Source organism: Caballeronia sp. SEWSISQ10-4 2, from assembly GCF_030464885.1.
Classification (GTDB): domain Bacteria; phylum Pseudomonadota; class Gammaproteobacteria; order Burkholderiales; family Burkholderiaceae; genus Caballeronia.
In genome coordinates this window covers 74061-99597 of record NZ_JALPRJ010000033.1, presented here as the reverse complement: position 1 = coordinate 99597, position 25537 = coordinate 74061, and the positions used below count along the sequence as shown (strand labels likewise).

At 60.1% G+C, this 25537-nt stretch carries 13 protein-coding genes; 12 read left to right on the top strand and 1 reads right to left on the bottom strand.

Annotation, left to right across the window (positions count from 1 at the left end):
• The first annotated feature begins 520 nt into the window (after positions 1 to 520).
• The 12 genes from M0D69_RS22595 to M0D69_RS22540 all read left to right on the top strand — a co-directional run bounded on the left by M0D69_RS22595 (position 521) and on the right by M0D69_RS22540 (position 24359).
• Positions 521 to 2674: a filamentous hemagglutinin N-terminal domain-containing protein gene (locus tag M0D69_RS22595; protein WP_301784130.1), complete on the top strand. Its 2154-nt coding sequence runs from the start codon at positions 521 to 523 to the stop codon at positions 2672 to 2674.
• A 68-nt stretch (positions 2675 to 2742) separates the two neighbouring features.
• The gene (locus tag M0D69_RS22590) at positions 2743 to 4491 is read left to right on the top strand and encodes a ShlB/FhaC/HecB family hemolysin secretion/activation protein (protein WP_301784131.1); all 1749 of its coding nucleotides are present in this window, start codon (positions 2743 to 2745) and stop codon (positions 4489 to 4491) included.
• 11 nt (positions 4492 to 4502) lie between these two features.
• On the top strand, positions 4503 to 5489 hold the full coding sequence (locus M0D69_RS22585) for a peptidyl-prolyl cis-trans isomerase (RefSeq protein WP_301784129.1): 987 nt from the start codon (positions 4503 to 4505) through the stop codon (positions 5487 to 5489).
• 251 nt (positions 5490 to 5740) lie between these two features.
• The gene (locus M0D69_RS22580) at positions 5741 to 18160 is read left to right on the top strand and encodes a glycohydrolase toxin TNT-related protein (protein ID WP_301784128.1); all 12420 of its coding nucleotides are present in this window, start codon (positions 5741 to 5743) and stop codon (positions 18158 to 18160) included.
• Between the two features lie 13 nt (positions 18161 to 18173).
• Entirely contained in the window at positions 18174 to 18395 is a 222-nt protein-coding gene (locus tag M0D69_RS22575; RefSeq protein WP_301784127.1) for a hypothetical protein, read from the top strand.
• Positions 18396 to 18426: 31 nt separating this feature from the next.
• The gene (locus M0D69_RS22570; protein WP_301784126.1) at positions 18427 to 18999 is read left to right on the top strand and encodes a hypothetical protein; all 573 of its coding nucleotides are present in this window, start codon (positions 18427 to 18429) and stop codon (positions 18997 to 18999) included.
• The gene (locus tag M0D69_RS22565; RefSeq protein WP_301784125.1) at positions 18990 to 19289 is read left to right on the top strand and encodes a hypothetical protein; all 300 of its coding nucleotides are present in this window, start codon (positions 18990 to 18992) and stop codon (positions 19287 to 19289) included. The genes M0D69_RS22570 and M0D69_RS22565 overlap by 10 nt, the downstream gene beginning before the upstream one ends.
• A gap of 19 nt (positions 19290 to 19308) precedes the next feature.
• On the top strand, positions 19309 to 20286 hold the full coding sequence (locus tag M0D69_RS22560) for a VENN motif pre-toxin domain-containing protein (protein WP_367619747.1): 978 nt from the start codon (positions 19309 to 19311) through the stop codon (positions 20284 to 20286).
• Positions 20287 to 20620: 334 nt separating this feature from the next.
• Positions 20621 to 21526 (top strand): hypothetical protein, encoded by a 906-nt coding sequence (locus M0D69_RS22555; protein WP_301784123.1) that lies wholly within the window; start codon positions 20621 to 20623, stop codon positions 21524 to 21526.
• 526 nt (positions 21527 to 22052) lie between these two features.
• Complete coding sequence (locus tag M0D69_RS22550) at positions 22053 to 22211, top strand: hypothetical protein (RefSeq protein WP_301784122.1); 159 nt, start codon at positions 22053 to 22055, stop codon at positions 22209 to 22211.
• Between the two features lie 429 nt (positions 22212 to 22640).
• The gene (locus tag M0D69_RS22545) at positions 22641 to 22979 is read left to right on the top strand and encodes an SOS response-associated peptidase family protein (protein WP_367619746.1); all 339 of its coding nucleotides are present in this window, start codon (positions 22641 to 22643) and stop codon (positions 22977 to 22979) included.
• 762 nt (positions 22980 to 23741) lie between these two features.
• Positions 23742 to 24359, top strand: a complete 618-nt coding sequence (locus M0D69_RS22540) for a hypothetical protein (RefSeq protein WP_301784121.1) — start codon at positions 23742 to 23744, stop codon at positions 24357 to 24359.
• A 292-nt stretch (positions 24360 to 24651) separates the two neighbouring features.
• Here M0D69_RS22540 and M0D69_RS22535 read toward each other — a convergent pair whose 3' ends face one another.
• Complete coding sequence (locus tag M0D69_RS22535; protein WP_301784120.1) at positions 24652 to 25533, bottom strand: LysR family transcriptional regulator; 882 nt, start codon at positions 25531 to 25533, stop codon at positions 24652 to 24654.
• Positions 25534 to 25537: the final 4 nt, after the last annotated feature.

Below are 25537 nucleotides of genomic sequence, written 5' to 3'. Positions count from 1 at the left end.
CCTGCTGAAAAGTGCGTGGCGTGAAAGCACTCGCAGGCCGCTATACCCCACGAAAAGGCCATTGATGCCACGCGATCGTGAGCGGCCGGTGAGGGTCGATCAGCGACGTTCGCTCACTATGCTGAGCGATTTTCCAAAAATCGCGGCGTGTATTGCGTGATTTCGGCGAACCGGCCATGAAGCGATCAATATTCGATAAAAGTTGGGGCGTGGCGCCCGGCGGAGGTGTGGGACGACTACGCGTTTGGACTGGCAAAGTGGGTCCCTGTCACGAGGCGTGAAATTCATCCATCGATTCACAAACTATTTGAACCAGGGAGAAGCGAAACCAAATCTTCTTCCGCCACTCCGTCAGATGTAATGAATTGGAAAGAAAAATGTTTCACTGACTTACTAAAGATTTCCTCAGGGTTGCCGTCATTCGTATTACGAAAGCGAATCTCCAATGTAAATAACGGACTCGCGCAACGGCAAAAATTACCTGAGAGCCCCGTGAGCGCGAAAGCGACGGGATTGTTGTATGGCAAGCCGAGACCCGCTCCGGCGTGCAAGTCATGGAGGCTTGCGCGTCTTTCATCTTTGCGCCTGTTTAATGGCGGCCTTGCCGTATATCGCCAAAGCCGCGGGTATTGTCGTGGACGGAGGCACAGCGACCACCGTTTTGACCGCTGCGAATGGCGGACAAACCGTCAATATTGCGCCGGCTGTCTCAGGCGTTTCCCAGAATACCTACAGTTCCTTTAACGTCGGCACCGCAGGCGCGACGCTGAATAATGTCGGTATTAACGCGAGAACGATCGTTAATCAGGTGACGAGTACCAACCCGAGCCTGATAGAGGGGGCAATTACCGTTGCGGGGTCGCGCGCGAATGTGGTTCTGGCTAATCCGAACGGCATCACGGTTAATGGCGGCTCATTCGTTAATACCGGTCACGTCGCTTTATCGACCGGTAATGTGAGTTTTGCCGATCTCCAGATTGCGCCGGGTATATTCCAGCGCGACGTCATCCTGGACACCCGCACCGGCACCATTACCGTAGGTCCTCTCGGACTCGCCAGCACGCTGATCGGGCTTGATCTAATCGCCAAGAACATCCTGATTCAGGGGCCTGTGAACAATGGCTTCAGTTCACTGACAGCGAGTGTTCGTCTCATTGCCGGAACCAGTCACGCGGCGCTCAATACTGCTCTTTCGCCCACAGACAACTCCAATGACTGGCTGACGCTAACGCCGCCTGCCACACCGGACACGGCCGCGTCGTTCGCTGTCGATATTACCGCGGCGGGCAGCCTGAGCAGCGGTCGTGTGCAATTGATCGTGACTGACAAAGGCCCGGGCGTACGCAGCGCCGGCGCGCTGAATGCGACGCTGGGTGACTTTATCCTCACCTCGGCAGGCAATGTCGAGATATTAAATACCTCGGTTGCGGCTGCTCAAAACTTAAGCCTGCAAGTCGCTGACTCCATCTCCTTGTCGAACACGCAGCTCAAGGCGAATGGCGGAACGGCGACCCTGACTGCAGACGGTTCTATCAGTTTTACGGCGAGCAGCCTGATCGCAAGCGGCGGGATTGAGCTGAGCGGTAACGGGATCGAACTGCAAAGCGATGGGCTTAACGGCTCGACGATCGCCTCTGCCGCCAGCGGAGTGACGCTAAAGAGTAGCGGCGACATTGTGAACACTGGCTCCCTCGTGCAGGGACAGAGCCGCATCGCCGGCAATTCAGATTCGAGCGGCGCAGTTACGCTTACCGCGGCCGGCGACATCGTGAACCAGTCGACGCCCACCTCGCCACTCGGCATTCTCTTCGGTCAAGCCGACGACGTATTGCTGAGCGCCGGCGGCTCAATCACCAATCGTAACGCCCGCATCCTGTCGAACACGAACACCACGCTTGCCGCGAACGGGGACTTCAACAACGTGGTCGACCATCTGAACGGCGTGGGCGACGGCGTGCCCTCCTGGTATTCGAATAGAGGCCGAGGGTTGATCTTCCTCGAAAGCCACTCGAACGGTTTTGCCATCGACTACGGATCGCTTGCCGATCCCTCCAAGCTGGCCTACGTCACCGCGGACAGCGGCAACATCAAGATCAGCGCAAACAACGTACTCAATTCTGGCGGCTCGATCCTGTCGAACGGCGGCTCGGTGAACATCAGGGCACGCGCGGCGCTGACGAACGAAGCGAGCTTCACGGGTCAGGCGGCCTACGATCAATCATGCTTCATTTTCTGCCGTTCCCACGCCTCCAGTACCGTGCAGGCGTTCGGGGGTGTGATCGAGGCCGCGACTGACATCGACCTTCAAAGCGGCTCGCAGATCACCAATCGCGGCGGCACTGTGCTGGCGGTCGGCACGCTCTCACTCGATGCACCCAAGACCCTCGCGCAGGGTGTCATGGGTTACACGGCGGTCACGCGTTCGAGCGACCTGAAGGCATGGTTCGGCAACACCTGGTCGGCGATCTACGCGTCCGACACAGGAGGCATTTTCTCCGCCGGATCCGGTCATGTGACTATTAACGGTGAGGCCGACATCGACGGTGGCGTATTCAATGCACCGGGAGGCGTACAGGCTTCCGGGGGTGTCATCACACTGCGTGCGCCCTATCGCGCGCCGGTCACGATCGGCAATCACAACCATGTTGGTCTCGTCTCGTGGTTCGGCCTGTGAGGGCGGGCTTCGTTTCTCGTCTGGCGAAGGGCATTTCGCTCTGCGCCGTGAGCGCGGCCTCGACCCATCTGTGGGCGCAGATCAACCCCAGTCTTCCGGGTGGCGGCGTGTTGCCGCCGATTCCACCGCGCACCGAACAAGATCCCGCGCAGCGCTTGTTGCAGGAGCAGCGCGACCAGCAACGTCAGCAGGAGTTGAGCCAAGCGCCGGCGCAGATTGCCCTGCCGAGTTCGCCGGCATTGCCCAATTTGCCAATGGGCGCGGACGTCGAGTCGCTGCCCGAAACAGGACCGGTGTTCCAGGTCGACCATATCGAGTTTCTCGGCGACACGGTCTTGCCCGTTGCTGAACTCGATGTCGTGACGCACCCGTTCATCGGCAAGAAGCTGGGACGCGACCGTATCAACCTCTTGCTCAGGCGCATCACGGAAGCGTTCATCGAGCACGGGTTGATCACGACGCGGGCGTACCTGGGGCAACAGAACCTGGGCACAGGCACGCTAAAAATCAATGTCGTAGCGGGCAGGGTGTCGGCATTCACGTTAAATGGCAAGCCGTTGCGTCCGGCCGGCCCAGCCACGCCGGCTGTGCCGTGGTACCACACTGAAGGTGGCGGCCTGCTCACGGACGCGGGAACTGCCTGGGCCTTCGCCAGCAGCCGAGGCGATGTCTTGCGTTTGCCCGATCTTGAGCAGGGTGTCGATCAGATCAACCGCTTGCGCCGCAACCAGGCGGAGATCCAGATCATGCCAGGCGAGTCGCCGGGCGATTCCATCGTCGCGATCAAGAACACGTCTGGCGACCGCGTGTTCTACGACCTGGGAATAGACAACTACGGCAGCTCGCAAACCGGCACGCTGCGGTATCGAGCAGGGGTCGAGGCAGATAACGTGATCGGCCTGCAAGAGTCGCTGTCGTTCAACTACGTCGGCACGCAGGACAGCAACGCCGTGGTGTTTTCGGGCGCGGTGCCTTACGGCTACCAGACCTTCAGCTACACGACGTCTCTATCCGATTACCAGCAAACGATCAGTGACGTAGCATTGTTGCAGGGCCGCACCTTCAGCCAGATCCTCGGCTGGAACGACGTTCTGAGCCGCTCCCGCAGCGGTCGCACGAGCGTCGATGTGACGCTCACGAAGATGCGCACGGAACGCTCGATCAACGGCATCGAACTCTCGCCGCAAAACCTGACCGTGGCGCGCGTGGGCGTGAGCACGCTGCGTCGTTTCGTGATGAACGACCAAGCGGCGGCCGCGACCTTCGACCTGGGTGTATCGCAAGGACTGCCGTGGCTCGCGGCAAGCCACGATGCCGGTTCGATCGATCGCGAGCAAGCGCATAGCCAGTTCACGCTGCTCGATTCCACCGGCACGCTGCAGTTCTCGCTCGGCACGTTGGCGGGCAGCGCGTGGACCTATCGCGGCACGTTGCGGGCACAACTCAGCCGTGTCGCGTTGTTTGGTAACGAGCAGATTTTTCTGGGTGGCATGAGTTCGGTGCGTGGGTTCACAGAGGGCGGTATTGCAGGCGACAGCGGCTTCTATATGCGCAACGAGGCGGCCTGGCAGAACGTACCTGTGTGGCGCGGTGCGCACGTCGAACCGTACGTGTTCCTGGACGGCGGCAAATCCCATCTGATTGCCCAGGGCGGCTGGCCTACGCTGGTCGGCGCCGGTGTCGGCACGCGCTTGCAATGGCGCTTCAAGACTCAAACGATTTCAAGCGAAGTCCTGCTCGGACAGGCGTTGCTTCAACCCACCGCGCTCGGCCGCAAAGCGACCGTGCTGCTTGCCACACTCAACTGGTCCATCTAATGGAGAAGATCATGAAGCACGTATTCGTAGCCACGCGTTGCGCCGATACGGCTCGGCGTGCAAGTCATTCGACGAGCCGGACGCTGGCGATCGTCACGTGGGGCATTGTCGTCCCTGTGACGCTTGCCTTCGCTCTGCATGCACACGCTGCCACTAAACCGTCTTTGAAGGCGTCGGACAAGGTGTCCCATAGCACCTCGAGCAAGCCGTCGGAGGCAGCGGCACCGCAAGCTGCATCTGGACCGTTGCCGCCTAACGCGGTCGCGCGCGTGAACAACGTGACGATCACGCAGGTCGATCTCGATCAGGCGGTCCGCGCGTCGGGCGCGCCGGATACGCCCGTGCTGCGTGCTTCGCTAAAGAACCAGTTGATCGCGCGCGAGGTATTTCGGCAGGCTGCTCAAAAGCGTCATTACGACGTCCAGCCGCAAGTGATAGCGGCGGTTGAGCAGGCCAAGACCCTCGCGATGACGCAAGCATACCTGCACGACGAAGTGAAACCCGCACCTGTTACCGATGCGGACGTCAAGGCGAAATTCGACGCGATCGTCGCTACCTTGGGCGAGAACGAATACAAGCCAAGTGTCATCGTGGTGAAAGACGCGGCTGCCGCGCAAAGCGTGCTCGACCAGTTGAAGAAGGGTACCGACTTCGCACAACTCGCCAAGCAAAACAGCATGGGTCCGTCTGCCGCTCAGGGCGGTGCGGTGAGCTGGGTGTCCTTCAAGGAGCCCGTTGTGCAGGGTGCCACGCAGAACTGGCCACTGCCACTTGCCGAAGCACTGGTGAAACTGCCGCAAGGAGCCGTATCGAGCACGCCGGTGCAGGTCGGTGATGTTTTCTGGATTTTGCGCGTCGACCAAAAGCGTCCGACTCAAGTGCCGAAGTACGACGAGATCAAGGACGTATTGCGCTCACAGCTTCAGCAAGCTGCGCTCCAGAAGGCGACCACGCAAGTTGTCGCAGACCTGATGAAGAACGCCCAGATTCAGCAGTAAGGGACGCGCACAAGTCTGCCGGAATTCTTCGGGAAGTCCGGCAATGACGATCTGACGCAGCAAAGCAGTGACGCCACCGGTGGCCCGGGGAAAAAAGGCCGCCGGTCGTGAAGGATCGTCGCCCAAAAAAGCGGCGACCTTCGTCAGGCAATAAAAACAATACAAAAACTATGCGAATTCTGACCAGGGAAGCACTACGCGCGCTAGCGACGGCCCACGAGGCACACGCTCGCGCTGCAGACGAAGAACTGATGCGCTCGCCTTGGGCACCACGCCGGGCACTCGCGCGGCCGTATCGCTTCTGGCAGCGTCTTGTGAGCGGCGTGCTGGCGTTGGTCATGTTCACTGGCGCGTTCACGGTGACCGTCGAACAAAGCCGGGATGCCGCGGGCGTGCTCGCTGCCGGCAACCGTCGTCTCAGTGACAAAGCGTGGGCGCAGTTGCAGATGCTCGCGCGTGTGCGGGTCGATTTCTCAATGCATCGTGCGATGGCCACGCCGATCGTCGATCCCACCGCGCCGATCTCGTTTCAGCCAAAGATCACGCAGACCACGGGTGCCGGCGGCGGTGTCCCTGTCGTTAACATCACGGCGCCGAATACTGCTGGCATATCGCTGAACCAGTACCAGAGCTTCAATGTCGACCCGGTCGGGTTGATTCTCAACAACAGCCTGATGTCCGGCACCTCACTCACAGGAGGAGATCTCCAGGCAAATCCTAATCTGTCAGGCCGCACTGCCAGCGTGATCGTCAATCAGGTGACGTCGACAGGCGCTGCCTACGCGAGTTTGCTGAACGGTCCGCTAGAAGTGTTCGGCGCACCCGCGACGGTCATCATTGCCAACCCAAATGGCATCACGACGCGGGGTACCGGCTTTACAAATACCATCGGCGTCACGCTGTCAACCGGCACACCTCAATTCCTGAGCGGCCTGAACGGCACGGCCTCGGATTTCAACGGCGCACAGGCCGTCGGTTACAGCGTGACTGGCGGGCATATCCAGATCGAGGGCAATGCAGGCGTGAACGGCCCGGGCGCCGGAATCGAAGGCACGGTCGGCACGATCGACCTGATCGGAGAAACCATCGGCGTCAATGCGCCGCTTTACGCAGGCTCGCGCATCAATGTGATTGCCGGCCGTCAGTTCGTGTGGCCGTCCTCGGTGACCGATGCCGGCACGACCTACGCGACGTCGGCGAACGGCGCGACCAACACGGCCGCGGCGATCAATCTTGCCAACGGCCAGGCGAACAACGGGCTCGCCATCGATGCCACCGCATTTGGTGCCATGACCGCCGGACAGATCCAGGTGATCGGAACGGCTGCCGGCATGGGTGTGCGCACGGACACGCAACTGGCCGCGAACGCAGGTGAACTGCTGGTGTCGGCGAACGGCGATATATCTGTAGCGGGGTCCGCGGCGCAGCAGCAGGCGACGCTGCAGTCAAGCGGCAACGTATCGATGTCGGGTTCGCACGTCGGCATCAGCGGTTACACGATCAACGCGAACGGCGACGTCACATCGACCGGCACGATCCAGTCGGGCGGCAAGCTCGCCGTGACGGCCGGCGGCAACGTGAATCTGGCGAACGCGCAGTCGAACGCCGATATGGCGATTGCAACCGGCGCGAACGCCACGCTCGGCGACGTACAGAGCGGCGGCGCACTGGCGGTGACTGCGCAAGGCCATGACGGTGCGGGCGATGTCAATCTCAATGGCACTTCCGTAGTCAGCGCAGCGACGACGCTGCAAGCCGCGCGAGATGTCAACTTCAATGGCCAGACCAACGGCAGCACGTTGCAAGCGACCGCGAAACGCAACGTCAATGTCAACGCTGCGTTGCAGAGCTCGGGCGATCTCGCGCTGACGGCGGCACAAGGCAACATTGCAACGAATTCGACCGTGAAGAGCGGCGGCAATCTCGCCTTGAACTCGGGACAGGACACGGTGGTGGTCGCGCAGGCGACCGCCCAGAACGCAGTTGCAGTGGCAGCGGGGCGGGATTTCACGGTGAGCGGTTCGCTGGCGAGCGGTACGACGCTCACGGCGAACGCCACTCGCGACATCTCGGTGGCGGGGTCGCTAATGGTGGGCACCAACGCCCAGGTCACAGCAGGCCGCAATCTCGATGTGCCTGGAGTCGTGATCGTCCAACAAGATGGCGCGTTCAGCGCGCAAGGCGATCTCACGGGAAGCGGCTCGCTGGCGTTCGGCCAGAGCGGCTCGCTGACGGCCGGTCAGGACGTCGCCTTCACCGGCAAGCTGTTGGCCAATGGCCTGCGGGTGAGCGCAGGCAACAACGTGAGTCTCGCGGACGTGCAGGCGGGCGGCGCGTTCAACGTCGCGGCTAACGGTGTGGCCGGCGGTGTGGCCGGCGGCGGCGATGTGACGTTCAACGGCAACGCTGCGGTGGTGGGTGCGACGAATGTGCAAGCTGCACGTGATGTAGTCGTCAACGGCGTGTTGGCGGGTGGATCGCAGGTAATGCTCAATGCACAGCGCAACGTTGCCGTCGCGAGTACGGGCACGGTGCAGGCTGTCGGCGATCTGACGATTGGCGCGGCCACGGGCAGCGTGAGCTCGGCCGGTACGCTCAATGGCGCGGGCAACCTCGTCGTCAATGGCGCTCAGGATGTCGCGTTGACGGGTAGGACGAGCGTGGTCGGTGATACCGTGCTCACCGCGGGACATGACCTGACCATCGGCGGCACGTTGGCCGGGCAGGGTGGTGCGACGCTCAACGCGGGGCACGACGTGACTGTGGGCGGCAGCAGCGGCTTCGTGAAGGACGTTACCGTCAATGCAGCGAACAATCTGTCGGTGACCGGTTCGCTGCAGGGCGCCGCGGTGTCGGTGACGGCGGGCCAGTCGGTGACGCTCAACAACGTGCAGGCGAACGCGGCCCTGCAGGTCGCGGCCAACGGCGGTCAGATCACGGTCAACGGCACGGTCAGCTCACTGTCGACCGGTTCGCTGACCGGAGCAGGCGACATCGCTGTCAATGGCACGTTGCAAACTGCGGGCCTGCTCGGCATCACGAGCGGCGGGAATACGTCGATCGCCGGCACGGTGCAATCGAACGGCGATGTGACGTTACTGAACGCGGCTGGATCGCTGACGAGTACCGGCGGCATCCAGTCCGGCGGCAACCTTGTCGTCAATGCGGCGCAATCGGTGGATCTCGGCACGCAAGGCACGTCGGCGCTCGGCGATCTCACCGTGAACGCAAGCCAGAACCTGACGATGAACGGTTCGGTGGTCGCGCAGGGTAACGGCACACTGACGGCGGGTGGCACGATTGCTGGTGCAGCGGCAAGCGCCTTCGGCCTTGCCGCGAACGTGAGTTCCGGCAGCGACACGAGCCTTACGGGGTCGCTGCGCGGTGCGACTGTACAGACGAGTGCCGGCGGCTCGGCGTCTCTGCACGACGTGCAGGCCGGCTCAAGCCTCGCGCTTTCCGCGACCAACGACCTGAACGTGACAGGAGCCGTCACGGGCGGCGCAGCGGTGACGCTCAACGCTGGCCAGAACATCAATGTCAGCGGGTCGATCCAGTCCGCAGGCGATACGACACTCACGGCGCTCAACGGCAACGTCGGTTCGACGGGTACGATCGCGAGCAACGGTGCGTTCAATGTGCGGGCTGGTTCGGACGTCAACCTCGGCGGGACGACAACTACCGCACTCGACACCACGCTCAACGCTGCGCGCGACGCCAACGTCACAGGCATGCTCGCCGGGCAGGGACAGGGCATCGTCACGGCAGGGCGCGATATTGGCGGTGGGGGCACGCTGACCTTCATGCAGGCGGCGACGCTCGACGCCGGACGTGATATCGCGCAGGGCGGTCTGGTCCAGGGCCAGTCCGTACAAGCGCACGCGGGCAACAGCGCGTCATTCAACAACATCTCTTCGGCCAGCACGATCAACCTGCAGGCCGACGGTAGCGTGCCTGCCAACTCATCTACATCCAGTGGCGATGTGTCGATTGCCGGCAACGCGCTGGCGAACGGAGCGGTCACGCTCACCGCCGCGCGTGATGCCACCGTCGCGGGCAAGTTGTCGAGCGGGGCAGCAGTCGGTATTGCCGCACGAGGCGACATTGGTGTCAGCGGCACGGTGGAATCGACCGGCGCGATGAACCTCACGGCCCAGGGCAATCTCAATGCGACGGGCGCTGTCACGAGCGGAAGCACGTTGAACGTGGCGACGGGCCTCGATCTGAACGCGGGAGGTGCCACCAGTTCGGTCGGCGCCATGACACTTAACGCCGGGCGTGACGCTGTCCTGAACGGTGCGATTGTCAGTGAAGCTGGCGCGACACTCTCTGCCGCGCGTGATCTGCTCGGTAGTGGCACCCAGGTCGTAGCGCAAGACCTGGGATTGTCGGCGGGACGCAATATCGGCCTGACCGGTTCGATGCAAGCGAATCAGGTTACGGCTACCGCAGGTAACGACGCGTTGCTCAACACGGTGACCTCGGGAAGTACCTTGAGCGTTGCGGCTAACGGTCAGGCGGGCGGGGGCGATGCAAGCATCACTGGCACGGCCGCCGCGCCGGGTGCCGTGAACGTGACTGCTGCGCGCGACGTATCGGTGAGCGGTTCGCTGACGGGCGGCCCGGACGTAACACTGAGCGCCGGTCGCAACGAGACAATCGGCGGCGCGGTGCAGTCGGTAGGCGATTTAAGCGTCACGGCTCAGACCGGGAATGTATCGGTCAGCGGCAGCACACTGTCAAACGGTGCGACCACGTTATCGGCGGCTCAGGATGCCGCGGTTGCCGGCAAGGTCGGCGCCGGTACGGATCTCAACATCACCACGCAGACGGGCAACGTATCGATAGGCGGCAGCGCTACGTCCAATGGCGCGACGACGGTCACATCAGCCGGCGACGCGAACGTCGCGGGCACGCTTGCCAGCGGCACGACGCTCAATGTGACGGCGCACGGCGACATCGGCGTAGCGGGGGCGATTCAATCGACTGGTGCCATGACGCTCGCGGCGCAAGGAAATCTTAACGCGACGGGCGGTCTCAACAGTGGTGCGGCGTTGAACGCGAGCACCGGTCAGGATTTGAGCCTTGGCGCAAGCACCAGCGCGGTTGGCGCGTTGACGCTGACTGCTGGCCGCGACGTCACGCTGAATGGTGTGACGGTTGGCGAAGCGGGCACTACGATCACTGCCGCACGCGACGTGCTGGGCGGTGGTATGCAAGCCTTCGCGCAAGATGCATTACTCACCGCGGGACGTAACCTCGCGCTCACGGGATCCTTGCAGGCGAACACGGTCAATGCGACCAGCGGCAACGACGCGACGCTGAATAACGTCGTATCCGCCAGCACGCTGACCGTGAACGCCAACGGTCTGGCGGGTAGCGGTGACGCATCCATTACCGGCACGGCCACTGCGCCGGGCGTTGTGACGATCAACGCCGCGCGCGACGCCTCCGTGTCGGGTACTTTGACCGGTGGACAGACGGTCACGCTCAGCGGACAACGCAACGCGGCCATCGGCGGATCCGTGCAGTCGATCGGAGATTTGAGCGTCACGGCTCAGGCGGGCAATGCGTCCATCGCCGGCAGTGCTGTCACGAACGGCGCGTTCGTCGTTGCGGCGGCGCAGGATATCGCGATTGGCGGCCAAGCCTCGGCCGTGAACGACATGAACCTCCAGGCCGGAGCTAATATCTCGGTCGCAGGCACGCTGGCGGGGCAACAGAACGGGACACTGTCCGCGGCAGGTAACGTGAGCGGCGCCGGCACAATGGCGTTCGCGCAGGCAGTGAACCTTAACGCGGGCCAGAACGTGGTATTGAGCGGGGCCTTGCAGGGCGCGAGCGTCGATGTCACTGGCGCAAACAACACGCAACTCGGCTCGGCGCAAGCTATCACGGGTGCGCTGAACGTGACCGCGCGCGGGCAAAGCGGCGGCGGTGACGTCTCTCTCCTCGGTAGCGGCACGGCGCTCGGTGCGATCGCGCTGAACGGTGCACGCGATGTGAGCGTAGCCGGGGCGTTGAACAGCGGCGGCGTCACGACCGTCACCGCCGCACGCAACGCGACAGTCGGCGATGTCAACTCGACAGGCGATCTGACGCTTTCCGCGCAGACGGGGAGTGTCAGCGCGGCCAACCTTACCACTCAGGGCAATCTGATCGTCTCGGGCGGCCAGGCGATGTCCGTCACCGGCACGGCAACGGCCGGCGGCAACGCTGCCTTCACGTCCGGCGGCGACATGTCGCTCGGTGCGATCGGGGCGCAGAATGTCGGCACGATCAACGCAGGCGGCAGCCTTGGCGCAGCGTCAATCGCGTTCGGCCAGCAAGCGTCGATCACGGCCGGCGGCTCGATCAACGTGGCGGGCGCGATCGGCACCAACGGCGCGCTGAACGCCACGGCGGGCAACGCCATTGCCATCGGCTCGGCGCAAGCGGGTTCCTCGCTCGTGTTGCAGGCGAATGGTCAGCATGCTCCGGGTGACGTGACGGTCAACGGCGCGACGGTTTCAGGCGGCGCAACGACAATCATTGCTGCCCGCGACGCAACCGTTGCGGGTGCGGCAACCAGCCTCGACGCGTTGAGTGTTGCAGCTGGACGCAACGTGGGCTTCGCTTCATCGATCAGTTCGAACGGCAGTACGTCGATATCCGCGGCCGGCGGCAACCTGAGCGTGGCAGGCGCCATCACGAGTGGGGGCAACCTCGGCGCCAGCGCGGGCGGTTCGATCGGCTTGAACAGCGCATTGGTGAACGGCAACACGACGCTGAACGCGCAGGGCAACATCAGCGCGGCCGGCCCGCTGTTTGGCCTTGGTTCGGCGGGCATCGGGGCGGCGGGCCAGGTGAGCACCGGTTCGATCACGTTCGGACGCGATATCGGTATCAGCGCGGGCGCGGGCATCTCGACTGGCGCGGTGCAGACCGCAGGCCAGTTCCACGCGAACGCGAACGGCGACATTTCGCTCGGTGCGACGACGGCGGTCGGCGATGTGGGCGTGACCTCCAACAACAACAGCGTCGTCTTCAACGGCGCCGCGATTAGCGGCGGCAATCTCACGGCGGTGGCCGGCAACAGCGTCTACGCCGGTGCTGGCATCGCATCCGCAGGTGCGGTCAATGTCAACGGTGTGAATGGCAACGTGACGGTCGGCAGCGTGTCGGCTAATGGCGATGCGAACCTGCATGCGGGTCAAACGCTCAGCTTGAATGGCAACACGACAGTCGTCGGGCAAATCGGGCTGTCGGGTGCGAACGTTGGATTGACTGGAACGATCAGCGGTTCGAAGAGCGTGAGCGTCTCGGCCGCCGGCACGCTCGATGCCAGTGGCGCGACCATCATCGCGTCCCAAAACGAGCAGTTCTCGGGTACCAACGTCACCCTGGGCAACGTGATCGCGGGCGGTTCGCTGGTCGCGAACGCGTCGAACCAACTGACGCTGGCAGGCTCGGAAGTGGCGGTGGTCGGCAATGCATCGCTGATTTCGCAAAACGGCTTCTATAACGCGAGCCAGGTGTTGTCGGGCGGTGCATTGTTCGTGTCGGCGCCGAACCTGACGAATGCGGGCGGCGCATCGCTTGCATCGACATCGACGACCACGCTCAATGCCTCCAACCTGACCAATGCGGGCCTGGTCAACGGCTCTGCTACGAACGTGACGGTTGGCGGCACGCTTTCGAATGTGGGCGGCTCGCTGATGGGCCTCAACTCGCTCGCCATCAATACGGGTGCGCTCAATAACCAGAACGGCCTGATTTTTGCGGGTAATCCCAACGTGCCGGGCGGCCCGACGACGGGCGATTTGTCGCTCACGATCAATGGTGGCGGTGGCTCGCTGGTCAACTCAAGCGGCCAGATGCTGGCGCAGCGCAACCTGGCGATCAACGCGGGCAACGTGTCGTTCGATCCGCTGCAGCAGGGCACGATCAGTCAGGGTGGACAGTTGTCCATCACGGCGGCGGCCATCAGCGTTTCCGGCACGTGGAATTATGGCGGGCAGGGCGCGAGTCTCTATGGCATAAACGGCGTGACCAATACGGGAACGATCACCGGGTCATCGCCGCTTACGCTAACGACCGGTGGAACGTTTACCAACTACGGTCAGGTCATAGGTAACGACGTGACTATTAACGGCACGTTAAGCAACGCTGCCGGGGCCGTGATGCATGCTGGGGATTCGCTATCGCTAAATGGCAGCGTGACGAACCGGGGCACGGTTGAGAGCGCAGGCAACCTGACGTTCAACGGCGGTGGGAACTACGACAATCAGTACGGTACCACCCAGGCGAGCGGCAACATCACACTGAATACCGGCGCGACTGTGTACAACACGGTCGGCACGATTACAGCCGGCGGCAATATCAGCATTACTGCAGGCGCTGTGATTAACGACGCGCTGCAGGGGCCGACGCAAACGTCGACGCAACTGGTCGGAGCCTCGGCGGATCCAGATCTGGTAACCAAGATTGTCGTGGGGACGTTGAATAGCTGGTACTGCCAGAACAGCCAGGGTGACTGCTATCTGTATCAGACTTCGTCGACGGCCACGATCGCTACGCTCCTGCCGAACGTGACGGGCGGAGACGTCGATGTTCGCAGCGGCGGAAGTACATGCTTTGGCGATGCCAGCGCCTGTCAAAACCTGGAAGTCGGCAACTCGCAATCGGGGCAGCACCAGGACATCGCCTTGCCGGGAATCGATCGGACAATCACCGCGCCTGGTTCGGTGTCGCCTGGCGTGATTGCCGCCGGTGGTAGCGTCAATATCACAGCAGGCACGCTGTCGAACGCCGGCAGCACGATTTCCGCCGGACTCGACGTCAACCTGAACTTGCAGTCGCTCAACAACGCGCCGGTGAGCAATGCCACCGCGACGATTGTCGATACTGTCGACAAGGCGCAGCTCGATGCGTTCATGGCGCAAATGAATGCGCTTGGCGTTGTCGGGATTTATGGAACCGTGAGTGTCGGCATATCGGGGACAGTGGTGCCGGAGTCGAGCGTTTCATTTAACCCGAGCGCTAATGTCCCGCCAAGCGTTACTAGTACGACCACGACGTTCGGGTCGCAAGGGCAGATCGTAGCCGGCCGGAACATGACCTTATCGGGCGGCAATCTCGTCAACGGCGGCTTGCTCTATGCCGGCAACAATTTCAACGCCAGTGGGGCGCAGTCGTTTAGCAACCAAGGCCAATACAATTCGACCACAACGACACAGCCCGGCAATGCCATGCTCGGTGGCAATCCCAGCACGACTACATTCTCGTATGCTCAGCAGAACGCTACGGTGTTTGCAGGCAACGACCTGGTTATTGCTGCGGGCCAGATCAACAACACGTATGGCAGCCTCCTCGCGGGCCATGACATTGTCATTGGCGGAGTAGGCTCCACAGCGAGTTCGACCACACCGGCGCAAAGCCTGAACAACACGTCGGGCAACATCGTCGCGGGCAACAACATCACACTGAATGTATCTGGCGCAATCACCAATAACCTGCCGCCGCCCGTAACGCTTCACCAGAACTACGGAGCACAGGAGCAGTACAGCGGGTGCATGACAGTTGGTGGTTACAAGGAAAGCTACTGCGAGGGTTATGTCGACCAGCAAACGGGCAACTCGTCGGTGATCAGCGCGGGCAATAACCTGCAGATCAACGCGGGTAGCCTGACTAATATTGGCAGCCTGATCTCGGCCGGCACGAGCGCGTCGATCAACGTGGCCGGCCCGGTGGTGAACGAAGCCCAGACGCTGAACGCGTACTGGCACTCGCACTGGGTACAGGAGACGGGCGACTTCAGCTCCGACAAGCGGCACGACGTCTGGGCCTGCGGCTCTGCGGCCGAGTGCACGGCACTTTATGGCAGCGCGTATACGAACGCGGGCGGTACGATCGATCCGCCGACGCCGGTGGGCAACATCGCGGCGACGATCCAGGCCCCGAAGCTGTCGATCACGTCGACCGGAGAGATTCAGAACGTCGGCAATGTGATCGGCACGTCCGTCTCGTTGACAGGGCAGAAGCTCATTAACGGTATCACCACGGCGAACACCTACACACCGCGTGTGAATGCGCCTTCGCAGGTCATTTCATTGAGCCAGGTGAACCTACCGGGGCTGAACCTGTCGACGCCGCGCTCGGTAGGCGCACCGCTCCCCACGCCGGTGGCGGGGAAGGCGTCATTCATCACGGGTTCGCTCGATGGTTCGACGTTGGGCGCGCTGGGTCCACAAACGTTGCTTGACAACCTGCCCGCGAGCCTGCAGCCATCTTCGACGCTTTTCTACTACAGCCCACAGGCGGAAGACCTGACGCTACAGCAGGCGGCGCTGCAGCAGACGGGCCAGGCCAGCTTTGTGAGTGGACTGTCTTACGACAGCAAAACCAGTCTGTCGGTCACCGATCAGGAAAAGGCCATCCTGTATCAGAACGCCATCAACTACGCGGAACAGAACAATCTGCAGCTTGGCGACGCGCTGTCGCAGACGCAGATCAACGCGTTAACCCAGCCGATGCTGTGGTACGTCCAGCAGACCGTGCCCGATCCGAGTTGCATCTCGACAGGCGTGGTTGTTTGCCCGACTGTTACTGCGTTGATGCCGCAAGTCTACTTGCCGCAGAACTGGAGCGCGATGTCGGCAGGCGGGAACATCACCGGTCAGAACGTCACGCTCAATTTTAACCAGGATGGACAGGGAAGCATTCTTAACACCGGCAACATTGCCGCCTCGAATACGTTGACGGTCAATACTGGCACGCTGACCAATCAGGCGAACCAGGTCAACGTTGGAGATATCTGGCAGTACATTGCCGCCACTGGATACGAAAAGACGAGTGGCACTGAGGTTCAGCCGGGAGGGTTCATGAGCGCGGCTGACATGAACCTGAATGTGCAGACGCTCAATCAGATCGGTGGAGCGTTGCAGCAGCGCAACGGCGACGGCACGGCGAATAAGGCGGGTACGCAGCAAATGCTGGCTGCGTTGCAGCAGCAGTTGGGATCGAACTTCACGCAGACAACGGTCAGCGACAAGCTGGATACGAGCTTTACCGCCATGGGCGGGTTCGGGGCCAGCTCTCTGGTCATGATGGCGTTTGCCGTGGTTGTGTCGATCATGACGTTCGGGGCGGCCAGCGCGGTCGTCGGCTCGACGCTAGGATCGACAGCAGGGAGCACGTTCGCTTCGGCGACCGCAGCAACGACGACGACTGAGGGCGTCGCGATGCCAGCGATGACCGCGGGTCTCGGCAACGTCGCCTTGTCGGCAGGGATTGCCGGGTTCACGTCGAGCGCGGTCACTCAGTTGGCCAATACCGGAAGCCTCAATTGGGGCAGCGCGTTCGAAACGGGTGCGGTGGCGGCGATCACTGCGGGGCTAACGAACGGCATTACGTACAACTCGACCTCTGGACTCGACTTCTCAACGGTGCCGTTGACGGTCGGCGGCCCTACCAGTTCGCTCGCCAGCCTTGCCGGCGTCAATCCGTCGATCGGCAGCACGGTGAATCAGGCAAGCGCTTCGACTGCTTCGACGCTTGAGACCCGTGCTTTGGCGATGTTGGGTGAAGCGGGTATCTCGGCTGGCGTTGGCACAGCAATCGAGGGAGGGAGTTTTGGTAATGCACTGAAAAATGCTCTGACGCAGGAGGCCGCTGCTGCGGGGGCATTCGCGATCGGCGATGCGGGCCAGGACCCGAATTCGATTTTGGCGCAGGGTTCCATTGGTTACGATTTGGCGCACGCGGCATTGGGGTGTGCGGCGGGGGCAGCGAGTGGCACGGGGTGTGCGGGCGGTGCCATTGGCGGGGCAGTGAGCGCGTTAACGGCCAACGAGATCGCGACGGGGGTGACCGGCGGGCAGGGTGTGACAGATCAGGGGCAACTGGCGGCGATTACTGCTGCCACGATGCTGCTAAGTGGTGGCGTCGCTGGTCTTCTGGGTGCTAATCCGATCGGCGCGGCAACTGCGGCCGAAAACGAGACGCTAAACAACACGTGTGCGCAGGGCCACAACTGCGGCACGCTCGCGAGTGCGCTTACTGATACGGGACGCGCGGCGTGGAACACAGCGCTGGGCGTCGTACAGTCGGTCCCGAACCTGGTGAACGGTGCTTTACCGGGATATCCAGACTATGTGCCATTCCTGAGTGGCTCGATGCTGCCGTACGATGATCCGGATTTCGGCGGTCTCGTATCGCTGGTGGGAACTGTGGGGGCGGCCGCTCTCGTTGGCAGTTCCTCCGGGAAATCGGTAGCGGCAGTTGAAGTGGCTCCAAACAGTGCAACTGCAAGCACGGCAATTCAGACCTATTGGCCGCCGAATAGTGGGTTCTTTACGCAGTCGGTAAATCAGACGTTGGATGCCGGTGCCGTCGTAAGCCGATACGGTGGTTTCTATGATGCGTCAGGAAACTTCGTCGACTATGGCAACTTCGTCGCTCCGGCAGACGTACCGTATGGCATGCGAGCGTTGCCTTCGGGGACGGACGCATCGAAGCCGTTGAGTGTGTACCAGGTTATTACGCCGATACAAAATGTTCCGACAGGACTGGCATCGCCTTGGTTCGGCGAATTGGGCCTAGGTACACAGCATCAGTTACCCTTGACTATCCAAGACTATTTGGACAGTGGCGCGCTGCAACTGCTTAATCGCACGAACCCAACAAAGTGACGGTAAATCGACCTTGAACCCAAACGACAAAAAACAATATCTGGCATTCGATGCGGCGACGGGATATCCGGCTGGATCGCGCATTCGATACGAGTGTGCTAATTGCGGCGGCATATTGGAATCGCTTCCTGAACACGCTGTTGCCTGCAAGTGTCGAAATGTGATTGTCGATAGCGATGCAGGGCGCGTTTCTGTAAAGGATCTTGCTCAGTTTCGCATCTTCGAACTGCTTTGATGGTGCCATTGGTGGGGCCACGAGCGCGCTCGTGAATCCGCTGATCGACAGTAACGGCAATATTCCCCCTGCTGCCTTGGTCGCAATCTCTATGTTGACCGCTGGTGGTATTGCGGGAGCGCTGGGACAAAATCCGCTTGGTGCGGCAACTGCTGCCGAAAACGAGACCTTGAATAATTGGGCGGCGCATGTGGGCCTTTCTGGTAGCCTAAATATCCCTGGAACCGGGGGAAATTACGCTTTTGGTTTCGGCTTATTGGTTGATGGAGACGGGAACATTGGCATGTACAAAAATACACCGTCCACTGTACTGCCCGGTTTAAGTACCGGCGGAGCTGGATCGGTAGGTGTTAGCGTGGGAGTTTATCCGGGCGCGTCAACGATACAAGGCTACTCTGGACCATTCAACAACGTTTCCGTCGGGGCTGGCGATGGCGGGTATATAGGCGCCGACGTATTCCAAGACACTAGCAAATCTCCGTTAGATTCGTCTGCATACGGTGCCGGGCTTACGTTCGGGCTTGGTGTAGGTGCCGGGGGCTCTGCAACTCAAACGAACACAAAGGTGTGTACCGTACAGTCGGGCAATTTAGTATGCAAATGACAAACTTAACGCTCAAAAAAGTTGTCTCTCGGGGACTTGCCGCGTTGCTTTGGCTGCTTATCGGCTTAGCGACGGGGGTGGGGTTGTATTTTTCGAATCGAATCATTAACGCGCCAGCAGTGCCGGATGTGATTTCTGGACACGTCGTCCCTTTCAACAATCACGGACATGTCGTGTTTATTACGCAACTGGACGATCGAATGTTGACCTACGGACCATTGTTTGCGTTTGTTCTTTTTGCGATTGGGTGGCTGAACCGACGAGTAAAGAAGTCTTTGTCTCAGTCTTGAACATTGCTGCAATGGTGCCATTGGCGGGGCCACGAGCGCAGTTCTCTCGCCGCTGGTAGTCGGCGCGCTCGATCCGACTGGGGCACCGCTTAATTCCGCTCAAACCGCGATTGTTGCTGGACTGGCGACGCTGACTGGTGGTGTGGCGGCCGGCGTGGCGGGAACCAATGCACAAGCCGGCGCACAGGCTGCTCAGAATGAAGCGTTGAACAACGCGACGCTCCATCCGCCGCAGAAGACCTGGATTGCACAAAACGCCGCCGCGTTTGCTACGTATTATGAACAACAGACTGGGAAGACGATTACGGTTGCAGAAGCCCAACAAATGTTGCTTGGTACCGGTTACATCATTAACGATGCTACCGCCGCCAGTGGACCGGGATACAACGCGGTGGCGGGGAACTTCATTGCATCGAGTCCCACCGGCAGTGCTTTGTTCTCGCCGACAGCGGCTGAGCGATCTAATCCTGGCCAACTTGTAACGGCATCGGGAGCGTTGACTCCGGAGCAAGCTGCTCTGCCTGGGTCTACGGCAAATCCGATGCTGGGACTGGGTCTCACAGCGGGATTGACGGGCGGACTGGGTATAGCAGCGTATGGTCCGGAGTTGCTGGCGGGTATATCCGATGCATTTGCTGCATACAAAGCGGCTCAAGCAGGATACTCATTGACGACGGCGGCAATGACCGGCGCAGCAGTGTCAGGTGGAAGCTATACGGCTGCGGCGGCGGCAAATGCGACGTACAACTATTTCAACACAGGACAAAGCTTCACGAGTTCCTTTGAGCAGAAGTTTTCACTTGCTGGGCTTGCGGCAGCCTCAACGGTAGGCGCTTACAACAGCATGTTTGGCACGTCGATGTTTAGTTGGGCGGGTATACCGAATAGCATTGCGAACATTACTACTGTGCCTGGGCTAGTGATTCGTTTGAACGGAATCGCACTAGGGCAGGTCGCTGGCAAGGCTGCGCAGGCGGCCGTCAATCAATCCAAGTAGGTGAGGTATGCAATGCATGACAATATTTATCATGGAATCTTAAACGGACTATTCGGGCCTATCGTTGCCCGCTTCGCCACAAGATTTCGTTATGTAACCATCTTTAGTGTAGTAATTACGGCGATATACGTCGTCTGCTTTGCTGCCTTGGTAAGGGCTAGCGGCTTGCATGAAGGTTGTACGATCTTTCTTGCTAGGTTGCTGACACCGACGGGGATTCTTGCGCCGTTAGGTTGTGGGTTGCTGGTTGTTGCATGCGTTTTTGTCTCGTCTATCGGAGCGCGAGGTAAAAAAGAGTGATGGGTACTGCGGTGGTGGTGCCATTGGCGGGGCCGTGAGTGCAGGATTGAATCCGTTAGTCAGCAGCGCGACGAACGGGCAGCTCAGCCCTGCTGCGATGACGGCGATCTCGATGATCGCAAGCGGCACTGTGGCTGGGGCGCTCGGTTACGACGTCCAGGGGGCGATGACAGCGGCCGAAAACGAGACACTGAATAACTTCTGCGATCACAACTCGTGCGGCAAGGCTTTGTCAGCGTTCGCCGCCAACGTGTTGAAGGGCATCGATAACGCAATGAACGCGGGCGCTGGTGTTCCTGCGATGGACTCGTCGACGAATCTTGATTTGCTTAAGGGCGTTGGAAACACAGCACTGAACGCGGCGACATTCTCGTTTCCGGGCAGTGACAGTTTCACGCGGTATTTCTCGTATAGCAACCAAACGATTGGTGGCATTGGGGAATTGTACGGTCTTGGTGGGCTGGGAGAGCTTGCGACATCTAGCTTATCTAGTACAACGTCAACGCCTATTTCGGATACGGTTCTAGCGGCACAACAGCGGCAGGCCGCGATGCTCGACGCGAATACAGGTTTCAACGTAAGCCCAACCAGTTGGGACAGCTATGCCAGTATTGGTCGAAACGGAACTTACATAACAGACCAACAGGCGATCACAGGCATACCGGGGTCGTTAAACTTGGGAGGTGAAACCTCGATAACAAGTTCGCAAGCGGCTCAAGTTGAACAGGCGATGGGATTGCAGCCGGGTTCGTTGGCGATGGGTTTAAAGTGCGTCAAGTGGACGGAATCACAGGCATATCTCCTCAAAGTCCATTGGAAGGAAACCAGTACTTCCAAGGCGGCGGTCAGCATCTCCCTGGGGGAGGGCCGGAAATGGTTATTGAGCCAATCTCGACCACAGATTCGGGGAACGTTAAAACAATTGCTACGGTTAAAGTAAAGTGAGAACCGCAATGCAACGCGTGAAAGCATTTGTTTCAGAGGCAGCGTCGTCGCGGGTCGTAGTGCAGCTTATCGACGAGGCGATCTTGGGTAGGCTCAATGCACTAGGGTTCAGTGCTGTGATTGGCTCGACGCCACAGTTACTTTCGACGACTGTCTCGAGTCAGACGGAAAAGGCGCAGTTGTTCTCGCTACTGCGCGATGAAGATATATGTTTCTCCGCTGGTCCTGATTGGTGCCCGGCGGACGTATTTGAGCATCTTCGCGATCAAGGAATGCTCGCTGGAAAGTATCGGCGGATAGCATGGACAGCGCCGGGGCAGTCGTTGGTTACAGATTGCTGAAGAAATCTGCACTACGTTTTTGACCTCTGAGCCAATCGGTGGCGACGGCGGGAAGCCAAAGGTAACGTGATCATCTTACGGTACCTTATGTGGGCAAACACATAAGGTGCCGGAATTGGGCACGCGGGATACACGACGACCGAACGGGGTGCACATGGAGTTGGAGGTCAAGGAACAATCGTGTTCGGCATCAAGGTGGTTGGCGTGGGGATCTCGATGACCGAGCGGCTAGGCCTTCGCGTCATGGGCGACACGTGTGCGACGACGGTAACAACGGACGAACGGGTGCTGGCCGTCGACGACGTATTTTCTGCGCCAAACTATTCGTACGGCTCATAACGACACGTTCCGTCATCCCAGAGGAGTTGATATTCAACTTCTGGCCCAAAGACCGACGCGATGTAGCAGATCATGGCCGCGTCGAGATAGGTATCGCCGTGTGACAGACGGTCGTCTACGAAGATCGAAACTGGGTCGGCATACGGCCGACGTGCAAAAAAAAACAATTCCGCGCCCCGGATCATCGATCTCATCGATGACGATCTGTTCGCGCTCGATAATTGGCTCTGCCAGTTCGGGATTCAGCGTGTATCGCGGCCAGTGGGAAATGCTAGCGATATCGGCTGCGGACGCGCGCGGATTTAGACGGAGCAGTTCCGCTCGTTCGACCCAGCAGTCGAGGGTTGCGTCTGGAAGGTCTGTCGGGTCCATGAGCTCTCTCCCAAAAACGGCCTTACTCAGCGCTATCATTAGTGCAGGAGGTGGCCCATGTGCGCAAACTACGATCCGTCTAAAGAAATCGATTTCGAGGCATTCAGCGAATTTCCACGTCCGAAGTTTGATTATCCACCTGAGACGTGGAAAGACTACGTCGCGCCGATCCTGCGAATTGACGGCGTGGAGCGGCGAACCGATCCTGCCACCTTTGGCATGGTGCCACGCAAGCATATTCCACCGGGCGTGAAGCTTTTCGACACCATGAACGCACGCGCTGAAAGCGTAGGCGAAAAGCGAAGCTACAGTGGCGCGTGGAAGAATCTGCAGCTCTGCCTGATACCGTGTTACCGGTTAGGTGATCGGTATGGACATGCGCGGCGGCCCCACTGAGCTTTGCACTCGCCCCAATACAAGATGTCCATGGCAGGCCCGTTTTTATTCGCTGTTTAAGCAGAGTTTGTCCATACCCCCCATCTTCAGTCTGTCCGTCAGTGTCCGGCCACGGCGAGACGTTCGAGAAGGTCGTTCAATTATTTGAGGCCAACCGGAACGGGTCGACGGCCCACATTTCGCCGGCGCGGAGATGCGGCTGTGAAAGGGCGAGCCACTCTCTGAGCGGCGTGAGACTTATTCCGGGTGAGACCGAATCACCGAAGGCTTCGGAGACAAACGGGGCATCGTCCTCCGGGCGACGAACGACCTGAACAATGTGCGTGATGCCGCGTGGACGGGGATGGTTACTCGCCCAGGCGGGCTCTCCCATTTTCAGCCCAATGGTGGCGCAACGCGGGAGGCTAATGGCAGTGATCTCTCGCCCCTCAAGAATGAATCCTGTCCGGCTCTCAATCTCGTGGATGATCCGATCCGACCACGTCTGCACAGACTGCATGTCGGCGGCCCCAAAACACTGCGTGGCCAGACGCGCGGTTTTCCGCTTGCATTGCTTTCGTGAGAAGCAACCCAGTCCATCCTGAGCAGTCGATGACCGGAGAGCTCGCCGATAGTCCTTCGGCTTTCACGCCCCGCTGGTATCCAGCTCGACCTGTATAGAGCTGCACCAGCCACCACATCGTCGTCTCGGCCGTCTCGAATATCATGGGCGAATTTTTGTCTTAAGATCAATTACCCGAGCAATTATGCGCCGGCCGCCGCATGTGCATCGATTGGTCGGTATGGCTCAACTGGTGCCGATCGCGAGAGGCACAGAGCGGCCAGTTTGGGACATTCGACAGACAAGTCTGGATCGTTGACAATTGCCGCCTGCTTTCTAAAAAAGCCGAGCCAGGTTACTCAACTCAGGGGCAAATATTGAGATTGTTACGTTGGTTGAGACGCATCATAGTGATCGCGTTGAGCCTCGTTGGGATGTACGGCGTGATGGGATTCGTCCTGCACAAGATCAAGACCACCGAGGAACCGAAGCCCGACGCGCTCCAGTCGTTCCCGTCACCCGACGGTCGCTACCGTGCCGAACTACTCACGTGGGCAGGTGGCGGAGGTATTTCACCGTATTGCCATCAAGCTTTGCTGGTTGTGCCAGCTTCTGTGGACGCCGGGCAAGCGAGCCCCGCCTCTAAATACGGTGTCTATTCGGGTGAATGCGATGATTTCGCCGATCACGGCTTCTCGCCCAAGATTGCTTGGATGAGCAGCAATGCTCTGCGCGTGTCGTTCTCAATAAACAGTACGGCCGCGCTGCCGGCGACCGTGAGGCTGAGGAAAATTGACGCAACGGGCACGGTGAGAGTTGAGTTTGACGCACGGGAGTAAGCAGCAGACAGCTTGGTCGGATTTGCTGCGTGAATGGCCGCTCTTCGACGTTGTGAACGGCTCTTGCGGGTCGAGTTGCGACGTTCGGCGTCGGACCGCGATCGGCCATCTACGGACATAGGATTGATCAAAGGCGTGGTCGCTCGAATGGCTTCTTTACTTCAACAAGCGGCGTCTTCAGTCGTCAGATTTGGGTCACGCGCGACCCCATCATGAACAATCCAGGGACTCAGATTGCTCATGAGACGGGGTTCAGAAATGTACTTTATGGCACAAGCACTTCACCTTACCCTCAAGGGTTGGTCTCGTTTCTCCGAGCCGAAAGCAGGAGTTGAGTCTGAAGGAACTCGGCGATTGAATCCAATCCCGGCTTTTTGTCGCTCGAGATTGCGAGTCGAATCCTGAGGTGGTCACCGACTGGCGTAATTTTAAGTTTGTTGAAAGAGCCTGAGCCGGGGCTCAGTGCGCTTTGAGGAAGGAGGGATGAACAGAAGCCGTTCTCGACCGCCGATACGATGCTCGAGAGATTGCCTGAACGAAATGCAATTCGATGAAGTGGCGCGTGCTGGGCTGCAAGCCGTAAGGTCATGTCTCGAATGACGCAGTCGACGTCGAGGAGGCCAACAGCCATGTAGCTGTCCGCGACCTGCTCGGTCTGCACCGGTTCAGCCCAGACGAGCCTCTCTTCCCATAACGGAAGTCCGGAATCAATGTCCACATCCTGCGTCAGGATAGCAAGGTCTAGTTCGTTGCTCTCCAGTTTTCGCCGCAGTTTTCGACTCAAATCGCACTCTACCGACGGGACAACCGCCGGGAAGTTATCGTGGAGATAAGGTAACGCAGAAGATAAGAGCGCAGGCGCGTAGTCGGCAGGTACCCCTATTCGAATTTCTCCAGCAATCGGCTCACTCAGGAACTCATTCAGCGCCGCGTTTTCGAGCCGAAGCAGCGCGCGGGCGTGCGCGAGCATACGCTCGCCCGCAGGGGTAACGCGCAGATTTTGATTATTGCGCTCAAGCAGTCGTTGCTGAACACACTCCTCAAGTCGCTTGATTTGCATGCTCACAGCCGACTGCGTCAGGAAAAGATGCTCGGCGGCGCTTTTGAGACTACCTGAGAGGCAAACCGTTACATACGTCTCCAGTACGTTAAGGTCGAGCTTTCCTCGTCGCATTGCC